Origin of the sequence: Aeromicrobium wangtongii (assembly GCF_024584515.1) — a bacterium.
Taxonomy (GTDB): domain Bacteria; phylum Actinomycetota; class Actinomycetes; order Propionibacteriales; family Nocardioidaceae; genus Aeromicrobium; species Aeromicrobium wangtongii.
The window spans coordinates 2,844,781-2,863,928 of sequence record NZ_CP102173.1; the positions used below are offsets into that span (position 1 = coordinate 2,844,781).

Here is a 19,148-nt window from a genome sequence, read left to right on the forward strand (position 1 = left end):
CGGGTAGCGCACGTGGCGTCCCCGCCGGACAATGAAAGCCACGAGGGAAGAGGCAGCCATGTCCAAGTCGCACCACATCGACGAGTCCGAGCTCGAGGTCCACTATCCCAAGAACGCCGCGGCGGGAATCACCGGCGTACGGGTCGCGCTGACGCGGTCGCTGGCCAACATGGGGGTGACCCGGTCGGCGCGGACGCTGCTCAAGCTCAACCAGACCGACGGCTTCGACTGCATGAGCTGCGCGTGGCCCGATCCCGACCCGGAGAACCGGCACACCGCCGAGTTCTGCGAGAACGGCGCGAAGGCCGTCGCCGACGAGGGCACCCGCAGCCGCGCCACGCCCGAGTTCTTCGCCCGGCACAGCGTCCGCGAGCTCGAGGCCCAGGACGACTACTGGCTCAACGAGCAGGGCCGCATCACCCACCCGATGGTCAAGCGCCCCGGCGCCACCCACTACCAAGCGATCCCGTGGGACGAGGCCTTCGGGCTGATCGCGGGGCACCTGAAGTCGATCGACCCCGACGAGGCCGTCTTCTACACCTCGGGCCGAGCCTCGAACGAGGCCGCCTTCTTGTACCAGCTGTTCATCCGCGCCTACGGCACCAACAACATGCCGGACTGCTCGAACATGTGCCACGAGTCCAGCGGCACCGCCTTGACCGAGTCGATCGGCATCGGCAAGGGCAGCGTGAGCCTGCGCGACATCTACGACGCCGAGCTGATCGTGATCGCCGGGCAGAACCCCGGGACGAACCACCCGCGCATGCTGTCGGCGCTGGAGATCGCCAAGCGCCGCGGCGCCAAGATCGTGTCGGTCAACCCGCTGCGCGAGGCCGGGCTGGTCAACTTCCGCAATCCGCAGGTCCCGCGTGGCGTCGTGGGACGGGGCACCGACATCGCCGACGTCCACCTGCCGATCCGGCTCAACGGCGACCTGGCCCTGTTCCAGGGCATCGGCTCGCTGCTGGTGGAGTGGGATGCCCTCGACCATGACTTCGTCGCCGAGCACACCGATGGCTTCGAGGAGTGGGCCGAGCACGTCCGGGCGGTGGACTGGCCGGTCATCGAGAGCACGACCGGCCTGACCCGGCAGCAGATCACCGAGGTCGCCGAGATGATCCGCGACTCGAACGCCACGATCTACTGCTGGGCGATGGGCCTGACGCAGCACCGCAACTCCGTGGCGACGATCAAGGAGATCGTCAACGTCGCCCTCGCGCGCGGCGACATCGGCAAGCGCGGCGCCGGGCTGTGCCCCGTCCGCGGGCACTCCAACGTGCAGGGCGACCGCACGATGGGCATCTGGGAGCGCGCCCCGGAGCACTTCCTGGACTCCCTGCAGGCCGAGTTCGGCTTCGACCCGCCGCGCGAGCACGGCCTGGACACGGTCGACGCGATCCGCGCGTTCCGCGACGACAAGGCATCGTTCTTCATGGGCCTGGGCGGCAACTTCGTCGCAGCGGCGCCCGACACCGAGGTGACGGCCAAGGCTCTGAAGAAGGCCGCGATGACGGTGCAGGTCGCGACCAAGATCAACCGCTCGATGCTCGAGTGCGGCGAGACCGCGCTGATCCTGCCCACGATGGGCCGCACCGAGAAGAACATGAGCGGCTCGGGCGAGCAGTTCATCACCGTCGAGGACTCGATGTCCGCGGTGCACGCCTCCCGCGGCGTGCTCGAGCCCGCCAGCCCCTACCTGCGCTCGGAGGTCGCGATCATCGCCGGCATCGCCGAGGCGACGATCGGCAAGCGTCACGGCATCGACTGGGCCGCGATGGCCGAGGACTACGACATCATCCGCGACCACATCTCGCGCGTCGTCGCGGGGTGCGAGGACTACTCGCGCAAGGCCGATCGTCCCGGCGGCTTCGTGCTGCCCCATCCGCCGCGGGACTCGCGGACCTTCGAGACCAAGACCGGCAAGGCGCACTTCGTCGCCTCGCCGCTGGAGGTCCTGCAGGTGCCCGACGGTCACCTGGTGCTGCAGACGCTGCGCAGCCACGACCAGTTCAACACCGTCATCTACGGCCTCAGTGACCGCTACCGCGGCATCGAGGACGGTCGCCGGGTCGTGTTCGTGCACCCCGACGACATCGTCACCCAAGGCTTCCACGACGGCGATCTCGTCGACATCGTGGCGCACTGGGAGGACGATGACGTCAAGCGCGTCGCCGAGGGATTCCGCATCGTCGCGTACGACACCCCCCGCGGGTCGTCGGCGGCCTACTACCCCGAGACCAATCCCCTGGTGCCGCTTGACTCGACCGCGACCGGGAGCAACCAGCCCAGCTCGAAGTCGGTCATCGTCCGGCTGGTTCCGGCGGGCACGGGCCAGGAGGCCGGCGCCGAGCAGGGTGCGTCGCAGGACAGCGTGGGCTCGGACGAGGGCCACAAGTCCGACCGGCAGCCGCGGCACCTGTCGTGACGGGCGCCGATCCGTACGATCTGCAGCGCTTCGTCGACGCCCAGGACAACGGCACCTACGAGCGCGCCGTCGCCGAGCTGCGTGACGGGCACAAGACGACGCACTGGATGTGGTTCGTCCTCCCCCAGGTCGCCGGGCTCGGCCGCAGCGAGACGGCGGCCCGCTTCGCGATCTCGGGGCGCGACGAGGCGCTCGCCTACCTCTCGCACCCGGTGCTGGGCCCGCGCCTGCTCGAGTGCACGCAGATCATGGCGGACGTCCAGGGCTCGGCCACCGATGTCCTGGGCGGCGTCGACGCCCAGAAGCTGTGCTCGTCGATGACCCTGTTCGCCGCGGTCAGCGACGACCCGGGGCCATTTCGTGCCGTCCTGGACCGGCACTTCGACGGCCGGGACGATCCCGCGACGCTCGAACGCCTCTGAGCGTCAGAACAGGTTGGCCGCCTTCACCACGGTCTCGTAGATCCCGTAGGCCAGCGGCACCGCCACGACGATCCATGCGATGACCAGCAGCGGTCCGGCCTTGTCCACTGCGATGTCGTGGCCGCCGCCGGGAGCCGCACTCTCTGGGGCCGGCGCGTCGGTCTCCGCGGTCGTCTCCTCGTGGAAGCGGTCGGCCACCGGACGGATCAGCAGGTTCGCCACGAAGCCGATCGCCAGGATCGCCACCATCGTCAGCAGGGCGGGACGGTAGTCCCCGGCGTTGAGCTTGCCGGGCTCGCCCTGGGCGTCAAGGAAGCCGTTGACGATCAGCGGCCCCACGACGCCCGCGGCAGCCCACGCGGTCAGCAGCCGTCCGTGGATCGCGCCGACCTGGTAGGTGCCGAACAGGTCACGCAGATAGGCAGGTGCCGTCGCGAATCCGCCGCCGTAGAAGCTGATGATGACGCCGGCCAGCAGGGCGAACAGGATCGTCGACGACGAGCCCTGGAAGGCCAGGAATGCGTACAGGACCATGCCGAGGCCCAGGTAGCCGACGTAGATGTTCTTGCGACCCACGACGTCCGAGGTCGACGACCAGATGAAGCGTCCCGACAGGTTGAACAGCGACAGCAACCCGACGAAGCCCGCCGCGGATGCGGCGCTCACCGTCGAGGTGGACCCCTCCCGGAAGAAGTCCTGGATCATCGGGGCGGCCTGCTCCAGGATGCCGATCCCGGCCGTCACGTTGCAGAACAGCACGATCCACAGCAGCCAGAACTGGCGGGTCCGGATGGAGTTGGCGGCCGAGACGTTGTCGGTCGTCACCAGCGCCTTGCTCTTGACCGACGCGGGATCGAAGCCCGCGGGCTTCCAGTCGTCGGCGGGGACCCGGATGAGCCACGCGCCGAACAGCATCAGCACGAGGTAGATCAGGCCCAGCGTCACGAACAGCTTGGCGACCGCCGATCCCGAGGCGATGCCGGTCGCGGTGTCGAACTTGTCGTCGTAGATGCCCAGCAGCTTGGCCGACAGCGGGCTGGCGATCATCGCTCCACCGCCGAAGCCCATGATCGCCATGCCGGTCGCCAGACCGGGACGGTCGGGGAACCACTTGATCAGCGTCGAGACCGGCGAGATGTAGCCGATGCCCAGGCCGATGCCGCCGATGACGCCGTAGCCGAGGTACACCAGCCACAGCTGGTCGCTCGCGATGCCCAGCGCCCCGACCAGGAAGCCGCCGGACCACAGCAGCGCCGCGGTGACCATCGCCCGACGCGGACCGCCGGTGTCGACCCAGGTGCCGAAGACCGCTGCGGACAGCCCCAGCATCACGATCGCGATGGAGAAGATGATGCCGATCTGCGTCAGGCTCGCGTCGAAGTGCTTGACCAGCGACGACTTGTAGACGCTGGTCGCGTACGCCTGCCCGATGCACAGGTGCACCGCGAGCGCAGCCGGCGGGATCAGCCACCGGTTGAATCCCGGCTTGGCGATGGTGTGCCGACGGTCAAGGACAGCGATGGCCATGTCTCCCCCAGGAGGTCGATGTGTGACTCATGTCTCACCGTAGGGTCCAAAGGCCCGGTCCGCACGTGTGAACGGCGCGCGGACGCGGACAGCGCTGGCCCGGTACGACCCCCCTGCCCCCGGTAGAGTTCTGGCGTGAGCGCTACCCCCGGTCGGATCTTCCTGTCCCGCATCGTCGGGCAGGCCGTCTACGACCCCGCCGGAGACCAGGTCGGCAAGCTGCGCGACGTCGTGGTCGCCGTCCGCTCGGCCAAGCAACGTCCCCGCGTGCTCGGCATCGTGGTCGAGGTGCTCGGTCGCCGCCGGGTGTTCCTGCCGATCACCCGCGTCACGTCCATGGACTCCGGGCAGATCATCACCACCGGCGTCCTGAACGTGCGCCGGTTCGAGCAGCGCAGCACCGAGACGCTGGCGATCCACGAGCTGCTCGACCGCAGCGTGACCCTGCCGGACGGCAGCCCGGGCACGGTCTACGACCTCGCGATGGAGCAGGACCCACGTCGCGACTGGTACATCTCCAACCTCGCCGTGCAGGCGGCCGGCAAGCGGTTCGGGCGCCGGGGCCCGCAGCAGGTCCTGGAGTGGGACGAGGTCAAGGGCCTCACCAGCGAGGAGACCACGCAGGGCGCGACCCACCTGCTGGCCACGATGGACGAGATGCGCGCCGCCGATGTCGCCAACGCGCTGCGCGACCTGCCGCCCAAGCGCCGGATGGAGGTCGTCACCGAGCTCGACGACGAGCGCCTCGCCGATGTCCTGGAGGAGCTGCCCGAGAAGTACCAGGTCGAGATCCTCGGCGTGCTGGACCCGGGACGTGCCGTCGACGTGCTGACCGAGATGGACCCCGACGACGCCGCCGACCTGCTCGGCGAGCTGCCCCCCGCCACGGCCGAGCAGCTGCTGGCCCAGATGGAGCCCGACGACGCCGAGGACGTCCGGCGCCTGCTGTCGTACGAGGAGCGCACGGCCGGCGGCATGATGACGACCGAGCCGGTCGTGCTGCCCGCCGATGCGACGATCGCCGAGGCGCTGGCGCGCGTCCGCAACCCCGATGTCATCCCGGCCCTGGCGTCGATGGTCTACGTGTGCCGCTCGCCGCTGGAGACCCCCACCGGCAAGTTCCTCGGCGTCGTCCACTTCCAGGCGCTGCTTCGCGAACCGCCGTCGACCTTGGTCGGCGCTATCGTCGACAACGACATCGACTGGCCGCGCCCCACCGCATCGCTGGAGCACGTGGCCAATCTGCTGGCGGCCTACAACATGGTCGCGCTGCCCGTCGTCGACGAGAACGCCCGCCTGCTCGGCGCCGTCACGATCGATGACGTGCTCGACCACCTGCTGCCCAAGGGCTGGCGGGAGAGCGATCCCGACACCGGGGAGGTGATGAGCCGTGGCTGAGCGCGCCCGTCTCGACCAGCCCCGCGAGGTCCGTCGCAGCTTCCGCCCCCGCCGCGGCGAGATAGACCCTGAGCGCTTCGGTCGCTTCGCCGAGTCGACGGCCCGTTTTCTCGGGACGGCGACGTTCATCGCCTGGATGACGCTGTTCGTGGTGATCTGGATCGGCTGGAACATGCCCTACGGCCCCGATCGTCCGCGCTGGGACGAGTACCCGTTCATCTTCCTGACGCTGATCCTGTCGTTGCAGGCGTCCTACGCCGCACCCCTGATCCTCCTGGCGCAGAACCGCCAGGAGGCTCGCGACCGCGTCACGCAGGAGCAGGACCGCGGCACTGCCGCGCAGACCACCGCCGACATGGAGTTCCTGGCCCGCGAGGTCGCCAGCCTGCGCATGGGCATCGGCGAGGTCGCGACGCGTGACTTCATCCGCGGCGAGCTGCGCAACCTGGTCCAGGACCTGGATGAACGGCGCGACGAGGCCGACGACCCGCGGGACGCCGAGCAGGGCTGAGACCCGGCCGGCGTCTGCGGCTCAGGTCTGGCGCAGGACGGCCCGCGCGAGGCTCTCAACCGAGTGCGCCGGGTCCCCGTCGAACGGCTCGCGCGAGATGTCCACCGTGGTGAACCGGCTCAGGTCGGCATCGGCCGGGACGGTCACGGTGCCGCCCTCGGGTCCGACGACCCCGAGGGCGAGCATCTCGTTGGTCAGGGGGTCCAGCAACCAGGCCTCGACGTACCCGGGGCCGGTCACGGCGCGGGAGAACGTGATCGTCAGCGACCGCGAGCGGTCCCCGGGGCTGATCGCGATCTGGCCGGTGACGTCATCGCGTCCGACGGGGGTGAGCGTCCCGACGGCGACGGGGTCGCGCGGATCGGCGACCGTCCGGTCCCCCGACCCGTCATCGGCCAGGAGATAGCCGCCGACCCCACCGAGCACGATCCCGGTCAGGGCTGCGGCGACGGCGACCACCATCGGGCGCCGGCCCCGACGGGGTGCCGCGGAACGGTCCGGCCCGACAGAGGGCTGCGCGTCGGACGCTGCGAGCTCGGCCTGGATGCGGTCCCACACCGCGCTGGACGGTGCGACCAGCGCGTCGGGTTCGAGAGCGGGCCCGATGGCCGCCGCCGCCCCGACCAGACGACTCATGGACTGCAGCTCGGCCGCACACTGCTCACAGTCCTCGACGTGGCGCCGGACGTCCTCGTCGGACGAGCCATCGCGCGCGAGCTGCAGCAGCTCGTCGACCTCAGGATGGTTCATCCGTGGCCTCCAGGTGGGAGCGCAGGTCAGCGAGCCCGCGGCGGATATGACTCTTCACGGTACCGAGCGGCAGTCCCGTCCGTGCCGCCACCTCCGCATGGGTGTGGTGTCCGAGGTAGGCCAGCTCCAGGATCCCTCGGCGCGGTTGCGGCAGCTGGTCCAGGAGATGACCCACGTACACCGCATCGGCCACGTCGACGGACTCGACCGACGGCGCGGCCAGCCGCACCAGGCGCAGCGCGAGATTGCGCTCCCGGGCCCGCATCGCCATCCGATCGGCGATCGCGTGCCGGGTCACGCCGGTCAGCCAGGCCGGCAGGGGACGGATCGCGGCGTCATAGCTGCCGCGACTTCGCCAGGCCTGCACGAAGACCTGCTGGGTCACGTCATCGGCGTCCGCCGCGTGCCCCAGGCTGCGCAGTGCGATCGTGTGCACCAGCGGCGCCCAGCGGCGGAACGCCTCGGCCAGCGCCCAGTCGAGGCCGGCCGCGAAGGCCGACGCGATGTGCTCGTCGGGAGCCTCGGTCGGGTTGTCCGCCGCGGCCCGAGCCGGATGTCCGTCGTCGTCCAGCGATGAGCCGACGCCCATGACACCCTCCTTCGCTCGACCCTTGTCAGCATCTCAGAACCCTGCGGTTCCCGCGCATCCAAATCGGGCCCCCGGGCCGAAAGGAGTGAGGACCGGAATCTGCTGGTCCGCAACGAAAGGGAACACCCATGAGAACCAGGTCATGGCGAGTACTCGTCGCAGCCGTTGCCGGCTTCGCACTGGTCGGAGCGGGAACCACGACCGCTCAGGCCGCCACTCACTCGAGCTTTGAGAACGGTGACACCCGCGTCGTCGTCGCTCCCGAGGTCTACAAGCTCGTCGCCGGGGCCGGCATCAAGCCGAGCGCGATCAAGCCGGCCACCGCGGGCCCGGCGGGCAGCACCTTGGCTGCCCGCTTCCCGATCAGCTCGATCAACGTCTCGAAGCTCCAGATCAGCCACACGGGCGGCATCAAGCTGGCGGCCGGAAAGGCGAAGATCTCGCTGCGCAACTTCAAGATCGACGTCAACAAGCTGCGCGTCTACGGCAAGGTCAGCGGATCCAAGGCCAATGCCAAGTCCGCTCTCCTGTTCACCCTCGAGAGCAGCGACCGGACCAAGTACGGCCCGCTCAAGCTCGTGCTGACCAAGACGTCGGCCGGCGCGCTCAACGCGACCTTCGGCGTGGACGCCTTCGCCAAGGGTGCGACCTTCGGTTACGCCAAGGTCCGCCCGAAGGGCTGACCCACTCACGAGACCTGATGCATCGTGGCCGCAGGCCGATGCATCAGGTCTCGCTGTGTCTCAGGCGCGTGTCGCCTGGACGATCCCGTCGTGCATCGTCCCCGAGTGGCCCTGCCTGCGGACCGTGGCCGTCTCGATCGAGGTCCAGTCGTCCGCATCGAGCCACTCCACGGCCTCCTCGGGCGTCCAGCGGATGTCGGGGAAGTCGTGGTCGCCGGGCCGCTCGTCGATCGGATGGTGACCCACCAGCAGCAACGTCCCACCGGGGGCGACCCCGTCACCCAGCTGCCTGTACAGCGTCGGCAGCGCCGGCGGCGGCAGGTACATGAACTGCGCCGACACCAGGTCGTAGGCGCCCGGCTCCCCCGCCCACGCGCTGAGATCGACCCGGTGCCAGGTGATGGCGTCCGCCACCCCGGCATCGGCCGCGTGGCGCGCGGCCCGGTCCAGCGCGACCTGCGAGACGTCCAGCGCCGTGACGGTCCAGCCCTGCTGGGCCAGCCAGATCGCGTCCGCCCCCTCCCCGCAGCCGACGTCCAGGGCACGGCCGGGCGCCATTGCGGCGATCCGGTCGACGAGCTGCGGATTGGGCTGCCCGCTCCAGATGCGGTCCTCCGATGCGTACCGATCGTCCCAGTAGTCCTCGGTGAACAAGTCCTGGCTCATACGTTCCTCACTGCTCCGGATCGACCTGCGACCCTCTGCTCGTCCCACACCGGTTCGTCCGACTCATACAGCCTGCCATCGGCACCGAAGACCACGAAGCGGTCGAATCCGCGGGCGAACCACCGGTCGTGCGTCACCGCCACGACGGTGCCCTCGAATGTCGCCAGCGCCGACTCCAGCGCCTCGGCCGACTCCAGGTCGAGGTTGTCGGTCGGCTCGTCCAGCAGCAGGACCGTCGCGTGCGCCAGCTCCAGCAGCAGGATCTGGAACCGCGCCTGCTGTCCACCGGAGAGCTGCTCGAAGACCTGGTCGCCGGCCTTGGCGAGGCCGTAGCGGTCCAGCGCCTTGGCCGATCCCTCGTGGCCCATGCCGCGGCGGTGCCCGTCCCCGTGGTGCAGGATCTCCAGCAGCGTCCGCCCCATCAGCGACGGATGCTCATGGGTCTGCGCGAACCAGCCCGGACGCACCCGCGAGCCCAGCCGGACCATGCCGGTGTGCTCGACCGGCGGCGGGACGATGTCGCCCACCGGCTCGTGCTCGGTGTCCGGCCGGGAGCCGCCCGCGGCCAGCAGCCGCAGGAAGTGCGACTTGCCCGAGCCATTGCTGCCCAGCACGGCCACCCGCTCCCCGAACCAGATCTCCAGGTCGAACGGCTTCATCAGCCCGGTCAGCTCGACCTGCTCGGCGACGACGGCGCGCTTGGCGGTGCGTCCGCCGTCCAGCCTCATCCGCAGGGTCTGGGCGATCGGGACGGCCTCGGGCGGGCCCTCACGCTCGAACCGATCCAGGCGCGTCTCCGCGGCATGCAGGCGGGACGCCATGTCGGAGTTGAAGGTCGACTTCTGCCGGTACATGATCACCAGCGCCTTCAGCTTGGCGCGCTCCTCGTCCCAGCGCAGCCGCCGCTCCTCCAGCTTGGCGTTGCGGTCGATCCTCGCCTGCAGATAGGTCGAGAAACGTCCCGGGTGCACCCACAGGGTGCTGCCGCCGGGGCCCGGCTCGAGCGTCGCGATCCGGTCGGCCACCCGCTCGATCAGCTCGCGGTCGTGACTCACGAACAGGACGGTCTTGGGACTGTCGACCAGCTGCTGCTCCAGCCAGCGCTTGGCCGGGACGTCGAGGTAGTTGTCCGGCTCGTCCAGCAGGAGCACCTGCTCGGGCCCGCGCAGCAGGGCCTCCAGCACGAGCCTTTTCTGCTCGCCGCCGGACAGTGTCGAGACCTGCCGGTACTGCGCCTGCTGGAACGGCAGGCCCAGGGCCGCCATCGTGCAGACGTCCCACATCGCCTCGTGCTCGTATCCCCCGGCGTCACCCCAGTCGACGATGGCCTGCGCATAGGCCATCTGGTCCTGCTCCTCGTCGCGCTCGATCATCATCAGCTCGGTGCGGTCGACCTCGAGCGCGGCCAGGCGGACCGTGGCGGGAGCGACCGAGACGAGCAGGTCGCGGACCGTGGTGTCGTCGCGGACCGACCCGATGAACTGGCGCATGACGCCGAGCCCGCCGGTCACCGTCACGGCGCCCGAGTGCGGGGCCAGGTCGCCGGTCGCGATGCGGGTCAGCGTCGTCTTGCCCGCGCCGTTGGGGCCGATCAGGGCCACCTTGGCGCCCTCCCCCACCCGCAGGCTGACCTCGTCCAGCAGCGGTCGCCCGTCGGACAGGGTGAAGTCGATCGAGCTCAGGTCCAGGTGTGCCACCGCACCATCCTCGCAGCCGCCTCCGCGGTTAGGTCACACTCAGCCTGATCGGCCACCAGCCCCACGTACCATGGAGCAATGGCTGCAGTCACCGAAGAACAGATCCGCACGGCCCTTGCAGGAGTCAACGACCCCGAGATCAAGCGTCCCATCACCGAGCTCGGGATGGTCGACACGATCACGATCGAGGACACGCAGATCACCGTGCGCATCCTGCTGACGGTCTCGGGCTGCCCCCTCAAGGAGACGCTGACGCGCGACGTCACCGCAGCGGTCGTGACGGTGGCCCCCGCCGCCGCGGTGGTCGTCGAGATGGGCGTCATGACCGACGAGCAGCGCAAGGACATGCAGACGATGCTGCGCGGCGGCCGCGCCGACCGTGAGGTGCCCTTCGCCCAGCCCGGCTCACTGACCAAGGTCTACGCGATCGCGTCGGGCAAGGGCGGCGTCGGCAAGTCGACCGTCACGGTCAACCTCGCGCTCGCGATGGTCAAGCGCGGGCTCAAGGTCGGCATCGTCGACGCCGACATCTACGGCCACTCGATCCCCGACATGCTCGGTGTGGGCGACGTCCGCCCCACCCAGGTCGAGGACATGATCATGCCGGTCCCGATCAAGGGCCTGAAGGTCATCAGCATCGGCATGCTCAAGCCGCGCAAGGACCAGGTCGTCGCATGGCGCGGCCCGATGCTCGACCGCGCGCTCGTCCAGATGCTCAGCGATGTCTACTGGGGAGATCTGGACGCGCTGCTGCTCGACCTCCCGCCGGGCACCGGCGACATGGCCATCAGCCTGGGCCAGCACCTGCCCAATGCCGAGGTCATCGTCGTGACCACGCCGCAGCCTGCTGCCGCAGAGATCGCCGAGCGGGCCGGCACGATGGCCTCGATGATGCACCAGCGCGTCGTCGGTGTCGTCGAGAACATGTCGTACCTGCAGATCCCCGGTGGCGAGCGGATGGAGATCTTCGGATCCGGCGGCGCGGCCAAGGTCGCCGAGACCCTGAGCGCACGCTTCGGCTACGACGTGCCCCTGCTCGGGCAGATCCCGCTCGACCAGACGCTGCGCGAGGGCGGTGACGCCGGTGACCCGATCGTCCTGGCCGATCCCGACTCGGAGTCCGCCAAGGTCCTGCAGGGCGTCGCCGATCAGCTCAGCGGACGCTCGCGGGGCCTCGCCGGCATGCAGCTGGGGCTCGCCCCCGCCGGCCGCCTGTAGGGTCGCACCATGTTCGGCATGGGCATGCCCGAGATCGCGGTGATCATGGTGCTCGCCCTGCTGCTGTTCGGTCCCGAGAAGCTGCCCGAGCTGGCCAAGCAGGCGGCCGGCTTCGTCCGGACCGTGCGCAAGATGGCCGACAACGCCAAGAACGATCTCAGCCGCGAGCTCGGCGAGGACTTCTCGGACCTCGACCTGAGCAGCCTGGACCCGCGCGAGATCGTGCGCCGCAACATCCTGGACGACGACACGACGCCCGCGGCGGTCAGGGAGACCCGCATCCTGCGCCCGGGTGAGTCAGCACCCTTCGATCCCGAGGCGACCTGACCTCAGGCGGCACCGATCCACGCCGACATGCGGTCCAAGCCGTCGCTGACGCGTTCGCCCATCCCCCGCTCCTGCGAGCCGCCGGGCAGCTCGTCCACCGCCCGCTCGACGCGGTCGACCGGCAGATCCGTCACGATCGTGAAGACCGTCCCGTCGTCGTCCCAGGTCACGACCATCGGCTCGCTGTGACGCACCCACACCTGCGAGCGGCCCAGCTGCTCGGGCCGGAAGCCGTCGAGCCGGTCGGTGTCCAGGGCGCCAGCCTGCTCGAACAGGTTCAGCCGGGAGACGCCGTCGGAGTAGCTCAGCGCGATGACCTCGGTGCCGTCGGCGAACGCGCCCGAGACGCGGCGCAGATCGCCGGCCAGCACGTCGTGGCAGGCCCAGCCGTACTCGCTCAGGTCGTCCATCGCGGCCGCAGTGATCACGTCGCCGGGACGCGCGGACGAGCGCCCTTCGAAGTCCTCGACGTACCGGTTGTACGGCGGGGCGACCTCGTCGCCCATGCGCTCGGCGCCCCCACCGACCACGTACGCGGCCCCGATGACGGCCAGCGAGGCGCTGACCAGCACGACGCCGGCTCGGAACGGCGCGGAACGGGCGAGGCGGGTCCACCATCCCTCGCGCTGCGGCGGGACGCTGGCCAGCTCGGTGAGGGACGCCAGCAGGGCCGGCGGCGGCCCGGGGGTGGTCACGGTCGACATCCGCGACTTCAGCAGCCTCTGCTGCCGGACGGCCTTCTCGCACTCGTCGCAGGTCTGCAGATGGGTCACCGCATCGCGCATCGCGGAATCGGACAGCTGTCCGTCCACGTATGCGGCGACATCGGCACCCAGATGCGGCATGACTACGCCCCGACCGGGCCCGCGAACCTGGTGCGTCCCTTGCTGGGCGCGCGGTGGGCCAGCGTCTCGCGCAGCTGCGTGCGGCCGCGGTGGATCCGCGACCGGACGGTGCCGAGCTTGATGCCCAGTACGTCGGCGATCTCCTCGTAGGACAGACCCTCGATGTCGCACAGGACCACCGCGACGCGGAACTCATCGGACAACGACGCCAGGGCCTTCTCGATGTCCGGATCGAAGTTCGCGTCGTGCACGGCCGACTCCGGCAGCACCTCGTGGCTCAGCAGCCGGTCCTCGGCGCCGTCGCCGAAGCCATCCATCCGGAGCCGCGACTTGCGACGCACCCGGTCCAGGAACAGATTGGTCGTGATGCGGTGCAGCCAGCCGGGGAAGTTGCCCGGCTCGTAGGAGTCCAGCGACCGGAACACCCGGATGAACACGTCCTGCGTGAGGTCTTCGGCGTCCTGCCGATTGCCGCTGAGACGGTAGGCCAACCGGTAGACGCGTGCCGAGTGCTCCGCGACGATTCCCTCCCAGTCCATGGGAGTCCCGTCGAGGGTCGTCGTGGTCACTTCATCCGCCTTCATGCGTCGATCGTTGTGCCTTCACCTGAGAGAACGCACAGAACGCCCTGACTGTTCCGCAATTTCGCGTCGCGGCCTCCCCCGTCTGGCGGCTCCGCGCCGATAGGCTGGGGCCACACCATCGAACGAGGAGTCTGACATCACCACCGCAGCGAGCCTGGCATTTGCCGAGGACCACCAGAGCGAGGACGAGCATCTCGTTGCTGCACGACGACGCGCCGACGAGGTGGAGGTCACCCCGATCGGACCCGGGGCCGGCGCCGCACTGTCCTTCCTCGCCTCCGCGATCGGCGCCAAGTCGGTCGCCGAGATCGGCACCGGTACCGGTGTCTCGGGGCTGTGGCTGCTGCGCGGCATGCAGCCCGACGGCACGCTGACCTCGGTCGATCTCGAGGCCGAGCACCAGCGTCTCGCACGCGAGACGTTCACCGCGGCGGGGTACGCCCCGCAGCGCTTCCGGCTGATCGCCGGTGCAGGTCTGGACGTCATGCCGCGGCTGACCGATGCCGGCTACGACATGGTGTTCCTGGACGGCGACAAGGTCGAGTACGGCGAGTACCTCGACCAGGCGCTGCGCCTGGTCCGTCCCGGCGGCCTGATCGCCTTCGACAACGCCCTGTGGCACGACCGCGTCGCCGATCCGGCCCAGCGCGATGCCGAGACCACGGCCATCCGCGAGGTCATCCAGCGAGTCGCCGACGACGACCGCCTGCGCAGCATGCTCGTCCCCCTCGGCGACGGCCTCCTGGTCGCCCAGCTCCTCCCCTGACGCTGACGCGTGGGTTACGCACGCTGACGCGTGGGTTATAGACGCCGACGCGTGGGTTGCGCACGCCGACGCGTGGGTTCTAGACGCCGACGCGTGGGTTGCGCACGCTGACGCGGGGGTTACGCACGTGCGCAAGCCACGCCTCACCGTACGCAAGCCACGCGTCACCGTACGGAAGGCACGCGTCACCGTGCGCAAGGCACGCGTCAGCGTGCGCAAGCCACGCGTCAGCGACGGGGGTGGTCAGTCTTCTTGGGGCTCGTGCTCGAAGTGGCTGGACGAGCGGAAGCCCGCAGGACCGCGGACGACGGCCACGATCTCGCACGGCTCGATCAGGATCGGCGCAGAGCCGATGAGCTTCGAGCCGGGCGCGTCCGCAGCGCCCGGCTCGAAGGATGCCTGGAACGCCGCACGCGCCTCGTCGGACACGAAGACATAGCTGCCCTCGAACCACTCGCCCTTGCGGACCCGCCAGGTCTTGAACCGCAGACCGTCCAGGCCGGCGAACTTGGCGTACGACTCGTCCTCGACATAGGCCCTCAAGGCCTTCAAGGTCCCCTTCGGTGCGTCGGCCAACGACCAGCGCACGGTCAGGCCGTACATCTACACGGCTTTGAGTGCGTCGCCGAGAGTGGCCGCTTCCTCGTTGTTGAGCTCGACGACCAGACGTCCACCACCCTCGAGCGGGACGCGCATGACAATGCAGCGTCCCTCCTTGGTGACCTCCATCGGTCCGTCTCCGGTCCGTGGCTTCATGGCGGCCATCAGTTCCCCTCTCGTCCTGGTGCTCAACCGCAACGGTCGAAGCGTGCCTACCATTATCGCCTATGCTCGGACCGCTGACGACCGCAGTCCCCCGCAGGAGCCCTCCATGAGCGATCCAGACGTCCAACCTGTCTCGTATGACGTCGCCGACGGGATCGCCACCGTGCGACTGCGCCGGCCCGATGCTATGAACAGCCTGACACTTGAGACGAAGGTTGCGCTGCGCGATGCGCTGCACGCCGCCGCGGCCGACAGCGCCGTCCGCTGCGTCGTCCTGACCGGTTCAGGGCGCGCCTTCTGCGTCGGCCAGGACCTCCAGGAGCACGTGGCCTGGCTGGCTGGTGACGAGGAGCTCGGCGGCGCCACGACCGTCGTCGATCACTACAACCCCATCGTCACGGCGATAGCCACGATGCCCAAGCCGGTCATCGCCGCGGTCAACGGCATCGCCGCCGGAGCCGGGTCGTCGATGGCCTTCGCAGCCGACTTCCGCGTCCTGGGCCGCTCCGCCGGATTCAACACGGCCTTCGCCGCGATCGCCTTCTCGTGCGACACCGGCGCGTCGTGGACGCTGCCGCGGCTGATCGGCCACGCCCGGGCCACCGACCTGCTGATGCGGCCCCGCACCGTCGGCGCCGACGAGGCGCTCAGCCTCGGGCTGGCCACCTCGGTCGTGGACGACGAGCAGCTCGACGCCGCGGTCGCCGAGCTGGCCCGGGAGCTGGCCGACGGGCCGACGCTCGCCTATGGCGCGATCAAGCGGGTGCTGGTCCACTCGGCCAGCCACGACCTGGCGTCGTCGCTGGAGCAGGAAGGGCAGAAGATGGCGATCACCGGCGCGTCCTCGGATCACCGGGTGGCCGTCGAGGCCTTCCTGGCCAAGCAGAAGCCGGTGTTCACCGGCCGGTGAGGCGCCGGGTCAGGCGAACTTGCGCCGGCTCTCCTCGGAGGCGGCTTCCTGCCAGGCGAGCAGCTCGGCACGGACCTGCAGCTCGGCGCTCTCGCTGGCCGCAAGCGCATCGCTGGCGCGGCGCAGGTCGATGCGGGCGGACTCCAGGTCCGACTGCGCCGAGTTGGCATCGGACTCGAGGGCAGCGCTGCGGGCACGCTCGGCCGACACCCGCTCGCGGGCCTGGGCGAGCTCGATCTCGGCGGTGACCATGGCATCGCGCAGGCTCGCGATCTGCTCGTCCCGCACACGGACGCGCTGCCCCATCTCGTCGGCGAAGGCGATGTGCTCGCGCGAACGCGCGACGGACGCATTGCGGTTGCTGTCGGCGAGCTGGGCGCGGTCGGCGGCCCAGTCGCGGCGCAGCTGGGCGACCTCGTCGGTCAGCAGGCGCGCGGCGACGCCACCGGCGACCACGGCGTACAACGTGGAGACGATGAGGACGGGAACGGTCGAGACGATGATCCCGACCAAGGCCACGAGCACGGCGCTCAGCAGCAGGACGACGGCGCCGATCGCGCGGCGGGAGCGAGGAATTCTCCGGTTCGACATGACCGGATCGTAAGCCGCCGGGGCCGCCATCTCGCGGCGCCACGCCTGGCCACGGCGCGACGGATGTGGCACGGGTGTCAGGCGGGCACCCGTCCTGTGCGGACGATGCAGTCGGCGAGGTGGTCGTTGACCATGCCGGTGGCCTGCATCAGCGCATAGGCCGTGGTCGGTCCGACGAACCGGAAGCCGCGCCTCTTGAGCTCCGCGGCCATCGCCACCGACTCCGGCGTCGTGGCCGGCACGTCGGCCGCCGACCGCGGAGCCGGACGCGGACCGGGGGCGAATGACCACAACAGGTCGCTCAGCGGCTGGTCGAGGTCGAGCACGGCACGGGCGTTGCTGATCGTCGCCTCGATCTTTCGGCGATTGCGCACGATGCCGGGATCGGTCAGCAACCGCTCGACGTCGGGCTCCCCGAAGGCGGCAACGGCCTGCGGGTCGAAACGGCCGAACACCTCGCGGAACCGCTCGCGCTTGCGCAGGATGACCGCCCAGGACAGGCCGGACTGGAAGGCCTCCAGCGACAGCCGCTCGAACAGCTCGCGGTCGCCGCGCAGCTCACGGCCCCACTCGGTGTCGTGATAGGCCGTCATCGCCGGGTCGTCGCCCCAGGGGCACCGGACGATCACCTCGCGACTGTCGTTCACCGCCGGTCAGGTGTCCTTGCCGACGAAGTAGGACACGGCCTCCTGGACGTCATCGGTGACGTGCAGCATCCCGATGTCGTCGGGTCCGATCTTGCCGTCGACCGCCATCGTGTCGCGCAGCCAGTCCACCAGCCCACCCCAGTAGGCGCTGCCGAACAGGACGATCGGGAACGACGTGACCTTGCGTGTCTGGGCCAGCGTCAGCGCCTCGAACAGCTCGTCCATCGTGCCGAAGCCGCCCGGCAGGACGATGAAGCCCTGCGCGTACTTGACGAACATCGTCTTGCGGACGAAGAAGTACCGGAAGTGGATGCCGAGGTCGACCCACTCGTTCATCCCCTGCTCGTGCGGCAGCTCGATGCCGAGACCGACCGAGACCCCTCCGCACTGGCTGGCGCCCTTGTTGGCGGCCTCCATCGCGCCCGGTCCACCGCCGGTGATGATCGCGTAGCCCTCGCCGCACAGGGTCCGGGCGATCTCTTGGGCCGCGGCGTACATCGGGTCCTCGGGCTGGGTGCGGGCGGAGCCGAAGATGCTCACCGCGGGCCCCAGCTCGGCGAGGGAGCCGAATCCCTCGACGAACTCGGCCTGGATGCGCAGGACCCGCCACGGGTCGGTGTGCACCCAGCCGGCGTCGCCGCGCGAGTCGAGCAGCCGCTGGTCGGTGGTGCTGTCGGGGAGCCTGCCACGTCGCAGCTCCACGGGGCCCATCCGGTGGGCGCGGGAATCGGTCATGTCTGCAGCCATCTCGTGAGGGTCTCGTGCACCCGGTGCAGGTGCTCGACGGGTACCTGTTCATCCGCCTTGTGGGCGTAGATCGGGTCGCCCGGGCCGTAGTTGACGGCCGGGATGCCCAGCTGGGTGAACTGGGCGACGTCGGTCCAGCCGAACTTGGGCCGCGGCTGCGCACCGACGGCCGTCACGAACGCTGCGGCTGCCGGTCGCGACAACCCGGGCAGGGCGCCGGGGGCCGAGTCGGTGATGGTCAGCTCGAAGCCGGCGAACACGTCCTGCAGGTGCTGGTGGGCCTGCTCCTCGGAGCGGTCGGGGGCGAACCGGTAGTTCACGGTCACGACGGCCTCGTCGGGCACGACGTTGCCGGCCACGCCGCCGCGGATGCCCACGGCGTTCAGCCCCTCGCGGTAGACCAGCCCGTCGATCTCGACCTCGCGTGCGGTGTAGGTGGTGAGAGTTTCCAGCACCGGGGACAGCGCGTGGATCGCGTTGCTGCCCATCCACGACCGGGCCGAGTGCGCCCGCTCCCCCGTCGTACGGATCTCCACGCGCATCGTGCCCTGGCAGCCGGCCTCGACACCGGCGTCGGACGGCTCCATCAGGATCGCGAAGTCACCGGCGAGCAGCTCGGGGCGTTCGCGGGCGAGCCGTCCCAGACCGTTGTGCTCCGCGGCGATCTCCTCGCCGTCGTAGAACACGTAGGTCACGTCGCGGACCGGGTCGGGCACGGTCGCGGCGAGCAGCAGCGCCACGGCGACGCCGCCCTTCATGTCACACGAGCCGAGGCCGAACAACACGTCGCCGTCCAGGCGCGAGGGGAAGTTGTCGTTGGCCGGGACGGTGTCGAGGTGGCCGGCGATGACGACCCGCTCGGGTCGTCCCAGGGCGGTGCGCGCGACGATCGTGTTGCCGTCGCGCACGACCTCGAGGTGGTCCAGCGGCTGCAGCGCGGACTCGACCGCATCGGCGATCTCCTGCTCCTGCAGGCTCTCGGACGCGATGTCGATCAGTGCCGCGGTGAGCGTCACGATGTCTGAGGTCAGGTCGATGGTGGCCACGTCGTCACTCTGCCACGCGCCGCGCGAGCCCATT

22 protein-coding genes are annotated in these 19,148 nt (G+C 69.9%); 9 read left to right on the forward strand and 13 right to left on the reverse strand.

What is annotated here, in order from left to right:
- The first annotated feature begins 58 nt into the window (after positions 1-58).
- Together NQV15_RS13965 and NQV15_RS13970 are read left to right on the forward strand one after the other, a co-directional pair.
- On the forward strand, positions 59-2,425 hold the full coding sequence (locus tag NQV15_RS13965; protein WP_232401434.1) for an FdhF/YdeP family oxidoreductase: 2,367 nt from the start codon (positions 59-61) through the stop codon (positions 2,423-2,425).
- Positions 2,422-2,847, forward strand: coding sequence for a DUF1810 domain-containing protein (locus NQV15_RS13970; RefSeq protein WP_232401422.1), 426 nt, complete (start codon positions 2,422-2,424; stop codon positions 2,845-2,847). The genes NQV15_RS13965 and NQV15_RS13970 overlap by 4 nt, the downstream gene beginning before the upstream one ends.
- Positions 2,848-2,850: 3 nt before the next feature.
- On the opposite strand, the gene NQV15_RS13975 is transcribed toward NQV15_RS13970, so the two are convergent.
- Positions 2,851-4,374, reverse strand: coding sequence for an OFA family MFS transporter (locus NQV15_RS13975; protein WP_232401420.1), 1,524 nt, complete (start codon positions 4,372-4,374; stop codon positions 2,851-2,853).
- Between the two features lie 135 nt (positions 4,375-4,509).
- Here NQV15_RS13975 and NQV15_RS13980 point away from each other — a divergent pair, with 135 nt between their 5' ends.
- Together NQV15_RS13980 and NQV15_RS13985 are read left to right on the forward strand one after the other, a co-directional pair.
- Positions 4,510-5,772: a magnesium transporter MgtE N-terminal domain-containing protein gene (locus NQV15_RS13980; RefSeq protein WP_232401418.1), complete on the forward strand. Its 1,263-nt coding sequence runs from the start codon at positions 4,510-4,512 to the stop codon at positions 5,770-5,772.
- Positions 5,765-6,283, forward strand: a complete 519-nt coding sequence (locus NQV15_RS13985) for a DUF1003 domain-containing protein (RefSeq protein WP_232401402.1) — start codon at positions 5,765-5,767, stop codon at positions 6,281-6,283. Before NQV15_RS13980 ends, NQV15_RS13985 begins: the two co-directional genes overlap by 8 nt.
- A gap of 21 nt (positions 6,284-6,304) precedes the next feature.
- Here NQV15_RS13985 and NQV15_RS13990 read toward each other — a convergent pair whose 3' ends face one another.
- Positions 6,305-7,033, reverse strand: a complete 729-nt coding sequence (locus tag NQV15_RS13990; protein WP_232401401.1) for an anti-sigma factor — start codon at positions 7,031-7,033, stop codon at positions 6,305-6,307.
- A complete protein-coding gene (locus NQV15_RS13995) occupies positions 7,020-7,622 on the reverse strand; it encodes an RNA polymerase sigma factor (protein WP_232401399.1) in 603 nt (200 codons plus the stop codon). Before NQV15_RS13995 ends, NQV15_RS13990 begins: the two co-directional genes overlap by 14 nt.
- Positions 7,623-7,750: 128 nt before the next feature.
- On the opposite strand from NQV15_RS13995, the gene NQV15_RS14000 reads away from it, so the two are divergent.
- Positions 7,751-8,305 (forward strand): hypothetical protein, encoded by a 555-nt coding sequence (locus NQV15_RS14000; protein ID WP_232401397.1) that lies wholly within the window; start codon positions 7,751-7,753, stop codon positions 8,303-8,305.
- Positions 8,306-8,365: 60 nt separating this feature from the next.
- Here the strand turns inward: NQV15_RS14000 and NQV15_RS14005 are convergent, their stop codons facing one another.
- Complete coding sequence (locus NQV15_RS14005) at positions 8,366-8,971, reverse strand: SAM-dependent methyltransferase (RefSeq protein ID WP_232401396.1); 606 nt, start codon at positions 8,969-8,971, stop codon at positions 8,366-8,368.
- Entirely contained in the window at positions 8,968-10,668 is a 1,701-nt protein-coding gene (locus NQV15_RS14010; protein ID WP_232401394.1) for an ABC-F family ATP-binding cassette domain-containing protein, read from the reverse strand. The genes NQV15_RS14005 and NQV15_RS14010 overlap by 4 nt, the downstream gene beginning before the upstream one ends.
- Before the next feature lie 78 nt (positions 10,669-10,746).
- Between NQV15_RS14010 and NQV15_RS14015 the strand changes: the two genes are divergently transcribed.
- On the forward strand, positions 10,747-11,886 hold the full coding sequence (locus tag NQV15_RS14015; RefSeq protein ID WP_232401386.1) for an Mrp/NBP35 family ATP-binding protein: 1,140 nt from the start codon (positions 10,747-10,749) through the stop codon (positions 11,884-11,886).
- 9 nt (positions 11,887-11,895) lie between these two features.
- On the forward strand, positions 11,896-12,213 hold the full coding sequence (locus NQV15_RS14020) for a sec-independent translocase (RefSeq protein WP_232401384.1): 318 nt from the start codon (positions 11,896-11,898) through the stop codon (positions 12,211-12,213).
- 2 nt (positions 12,214-12,215) lie between these two features.
- On the opposite strand, the gene NQV15_RS14025 is transcribed toward NQV15_RS14020, so the two are convergent.
- Together NQV15_RS14025 and sigE are read right to left on the reverse strand one after the other, a co-directional pair.
- Complete coding sequence (locus NQV15_RS14025) at positions 12,216-13,058, reverse strand: anti-sigma factor family protein (RefSeq protein WP_232401382.1); 843 nt, start codon at positions 13,056-13,058, stop codon at positions 12,216-12,218.
- Positions 13,059-13,060: 2 nt separating this feature from the next.
- The gene (gene sigE / locus NQV15_RS14030; RefSeq protein ID WP_232401380.1) at positions 13,061-13,642 is read right to left on the reverse strand and encodes an RNA polymerase sigma factor SigE; all 582 of its coding nucleotides are present in this window, start codon (positions 13,640-13,642) and stop codon (positions 13,061-13,063) included.
- A gap of 223 nt (positions 13,643-13,865) precedes the next feature.
- Between sigE and NQV15_RS14035 the strand changes: the two genes are divergently transcribed.
- Positions 13,866-14,408 carry a class I SAM-dependent methyltransferase gene (locus NQV15_RS14035; protein ID WP_439647524.1) on the forward strand — a complete coding sequence of 181 codons (543 nt, stop codon included), beginning with the start codon at positions 13,866-13,868 and terminating at the stop codon, positions 14,406-14,408.
- Between the two features lie 243 nt (positions 14,409-14,651).
- On the opposite strand, the gene NQV15_RS14040 is transcribed toward NQV15_RS14035, so the two are convergent.
- Entirely contained in the window at positions 14,652-15,011 is a 360-nt protein-coding gene (locus NQV15_RS14040) for a hypothetical protein (RefSeq protein WP_232401372.1), read from the reverse strand.
- Positions 15,012-15,173, reverse strand: a complete 162-nt coding sequence (locus NQV15_RS14045; RefSeq protein WP_019145023.1) for a DUF3117 domain-containing protein — start codon at positions 15,171-15,173, stop codon at positions 15,012-15,014.
- A 106-nt stretch (positions 15,174-15,279) separates the two neighbouring features.
- Between NQV15_RS14045 and NQV15_RS14050 the strand changes: the two genes are divergently transcribed.
- Positions 15,280-16,083 (forward strand): enoyl-CoA hydratase/isomerase family protein, encoded by an 804-nt coding sequence (locus NQV15_RS14050; protein WP_232401370.1) that lies wholly within the window; start codon positions 15,280-15,282, stop codon positions 16,081-16,083.
- A gap of 9 nt (positions 16,084-16,092) precedes the next feature.
- On the opposite strand, the gene NQV15_RS14055 is transcribed toward NQV15_RS14050, so the two are convergent.
- The 4 genes from NQV15_RS14055 to dapE form a co-directional block, all read right to left on the reverse strand.
- Positions 16,093-16,674 (reverse strand): hypothetical protein, encoded by a 582-nt coding sequence (locus NQV15_RS14055; RefSeq protein WP_232401368.1) that lies wholly within the window; start codon positions 16,672-16,674, stop codon positions 16,093-16,095.
- Between the two features lie 77 nt (positions 16,675-16,751).
- The gene (locus NQV15_RS14060; RefSeq protein WP_306459346.1) at positions 16,752-17,321 is read right to left on the reverse strand and encodes a DNA-3-methyladenine glycosylase I; all 570 of its coding nucleotides are present in this window, start codon (positions 17,319-17,321) and stop codon (positions 16,752-16,754) included.
- 6 nt (positions 17,322-17,327) lie between these two features.
- Entirely contained in the window at positions 17,328-18,056 is a 729-nt protein-coding gene (locus NQV15_RS14065) for an LOG family protein (protein ID WP_232401366.1), read from the reverse strand.
- Positions 18,053-19,105, reverse strand: a complete 1,053-nt coding sequence (gene dapE / locus NQV15_RS14070) for a succinyl-diaminopimelate desuccinylase (RefSeq protein ID WP_439647526.1) — start codon at positions 19,103-19,105, stop codon at positions 18,053-18,055. Before dapE ends, NQV15_RS14065 begins: the two co-directional genes overlap by 4 nt.
- Positions 19,106-19,148 lie beyond the last annotated feature (43 nt).

What these genes read in the sequence shown, in the direction of transcription:
- NQV15_RS14015 (WP_232401386.1), top strand. Translation starts at nt 10,747, where the DNA reads ATGGCTGCAGTCACCGAAGAACAGATCCGCACGGCCCTTGCAGGAGTC.
- NQV15_RS14065 (WP_232401366.1), bottom strand. Translation starts at nt 18,056, where the DNA reads ATGACCGATTCCCGCGCCCACCGGATGGGCCCCGTGGAGCTGCGACGT.
- NQV15_RS14025 (WP_232401382.1), bottom strand. Translation starts at nt 13,058, where the DNA reads ATGCCGCATCTGGGTGCCGATGTCGCCGCATACGTGGACGGACAGCTG.
- NQV15_RS13975 (WP_232401420.1), bottom strand. Translation starts at nt 4,374, where the DNA reads ATGGCCATCGCTGTCCTTGACCGTCGGCACACCATCGCCAAGCCGGGA.
- NQV15_RS14045 (WP_019145023.1), bottom strand. Translation starts at nt 15,173, where the DNA reads ATGGCCGCCATGAAGCCACGGACCGGAGACGGACCGATGGAGGTCACC.
- NQV15_RS14055 (WP_232401368.1), bottom strand. Translation starts at nt 16,674, where the DNA reads ATGTCGAACCGGAGAATTCCTCGCTCCCGCCGCGCGATCGGCGCCGTC.
- NQV15_RS14020 (WP_232401384.1), top strand. Translation starts at nt 11,896, where the DNA reads ATGTTCGGCATGGGCATGCCCGAGATCGCGGTGATCATGGTGCTCGCC.
- NQV15_RS14050 (WP_232401370.1), top strand. Translation starts at nt 15,280, where the DNA reads ATGAGCGATCCAGACGTCCAACCTGTCTCGTATGACGTCGCCGACGGG.
- NQV15_RS14040 (WP_232401372.1), bottom strand. Translation starts at nt 15,011, where the DNA reads ATGTACGGCCTGACCGTGCGCTGGTCGTTGGCCGACGCACCGAAGGGG.
- NQV15_RS14000 (WP_232401397.1), top strand. Translation starts at nt 7,751, where the DNA reads ATGAGAACCAGGTCATGGCGAGTACTCGTCGCAGCCGTTGCCGGCTTC.
- NQV15_RS13990 (WP_232401401.1), bottom strand. Translation starts at nt 7,033, where the DNA reads ATGAACCATCCTGAGGTCGACGAGCTGCTGCAGCTCGCGCGCGATGGC.
- sigE (WP_232401380.1), bottom strand. Translation starts at nt 13,642, where the DNA reads ATGAAGGCGGATGAAGTGACCACGACGACCCTCGACGGGACTCCCATG.
- NQV15_RS14005 (WP_232401396.1), bottom strand. Translation starts at nt 8,971, where the DNA reads ATGAGCCAGGACTTGTTCACCGAGGACTACTGGGACGATCGGTACGCA.
- NQV15_RS13995 (WP_232401399.1), bottom strand. Translation starts at nt 7,622, where the DNA reads ATGGGCGTCGGCTCATCGCTGGACGACGACGGACATCCGGCTCGGGCC.
- NQV15_RS13965 (WP_232401434.1), top strand. Translation starts at nt 59, where the DNA reads ATGTCCAAGTCGCACCACATCGACGAGTCCGAGCTCGAGGTCCACTAT.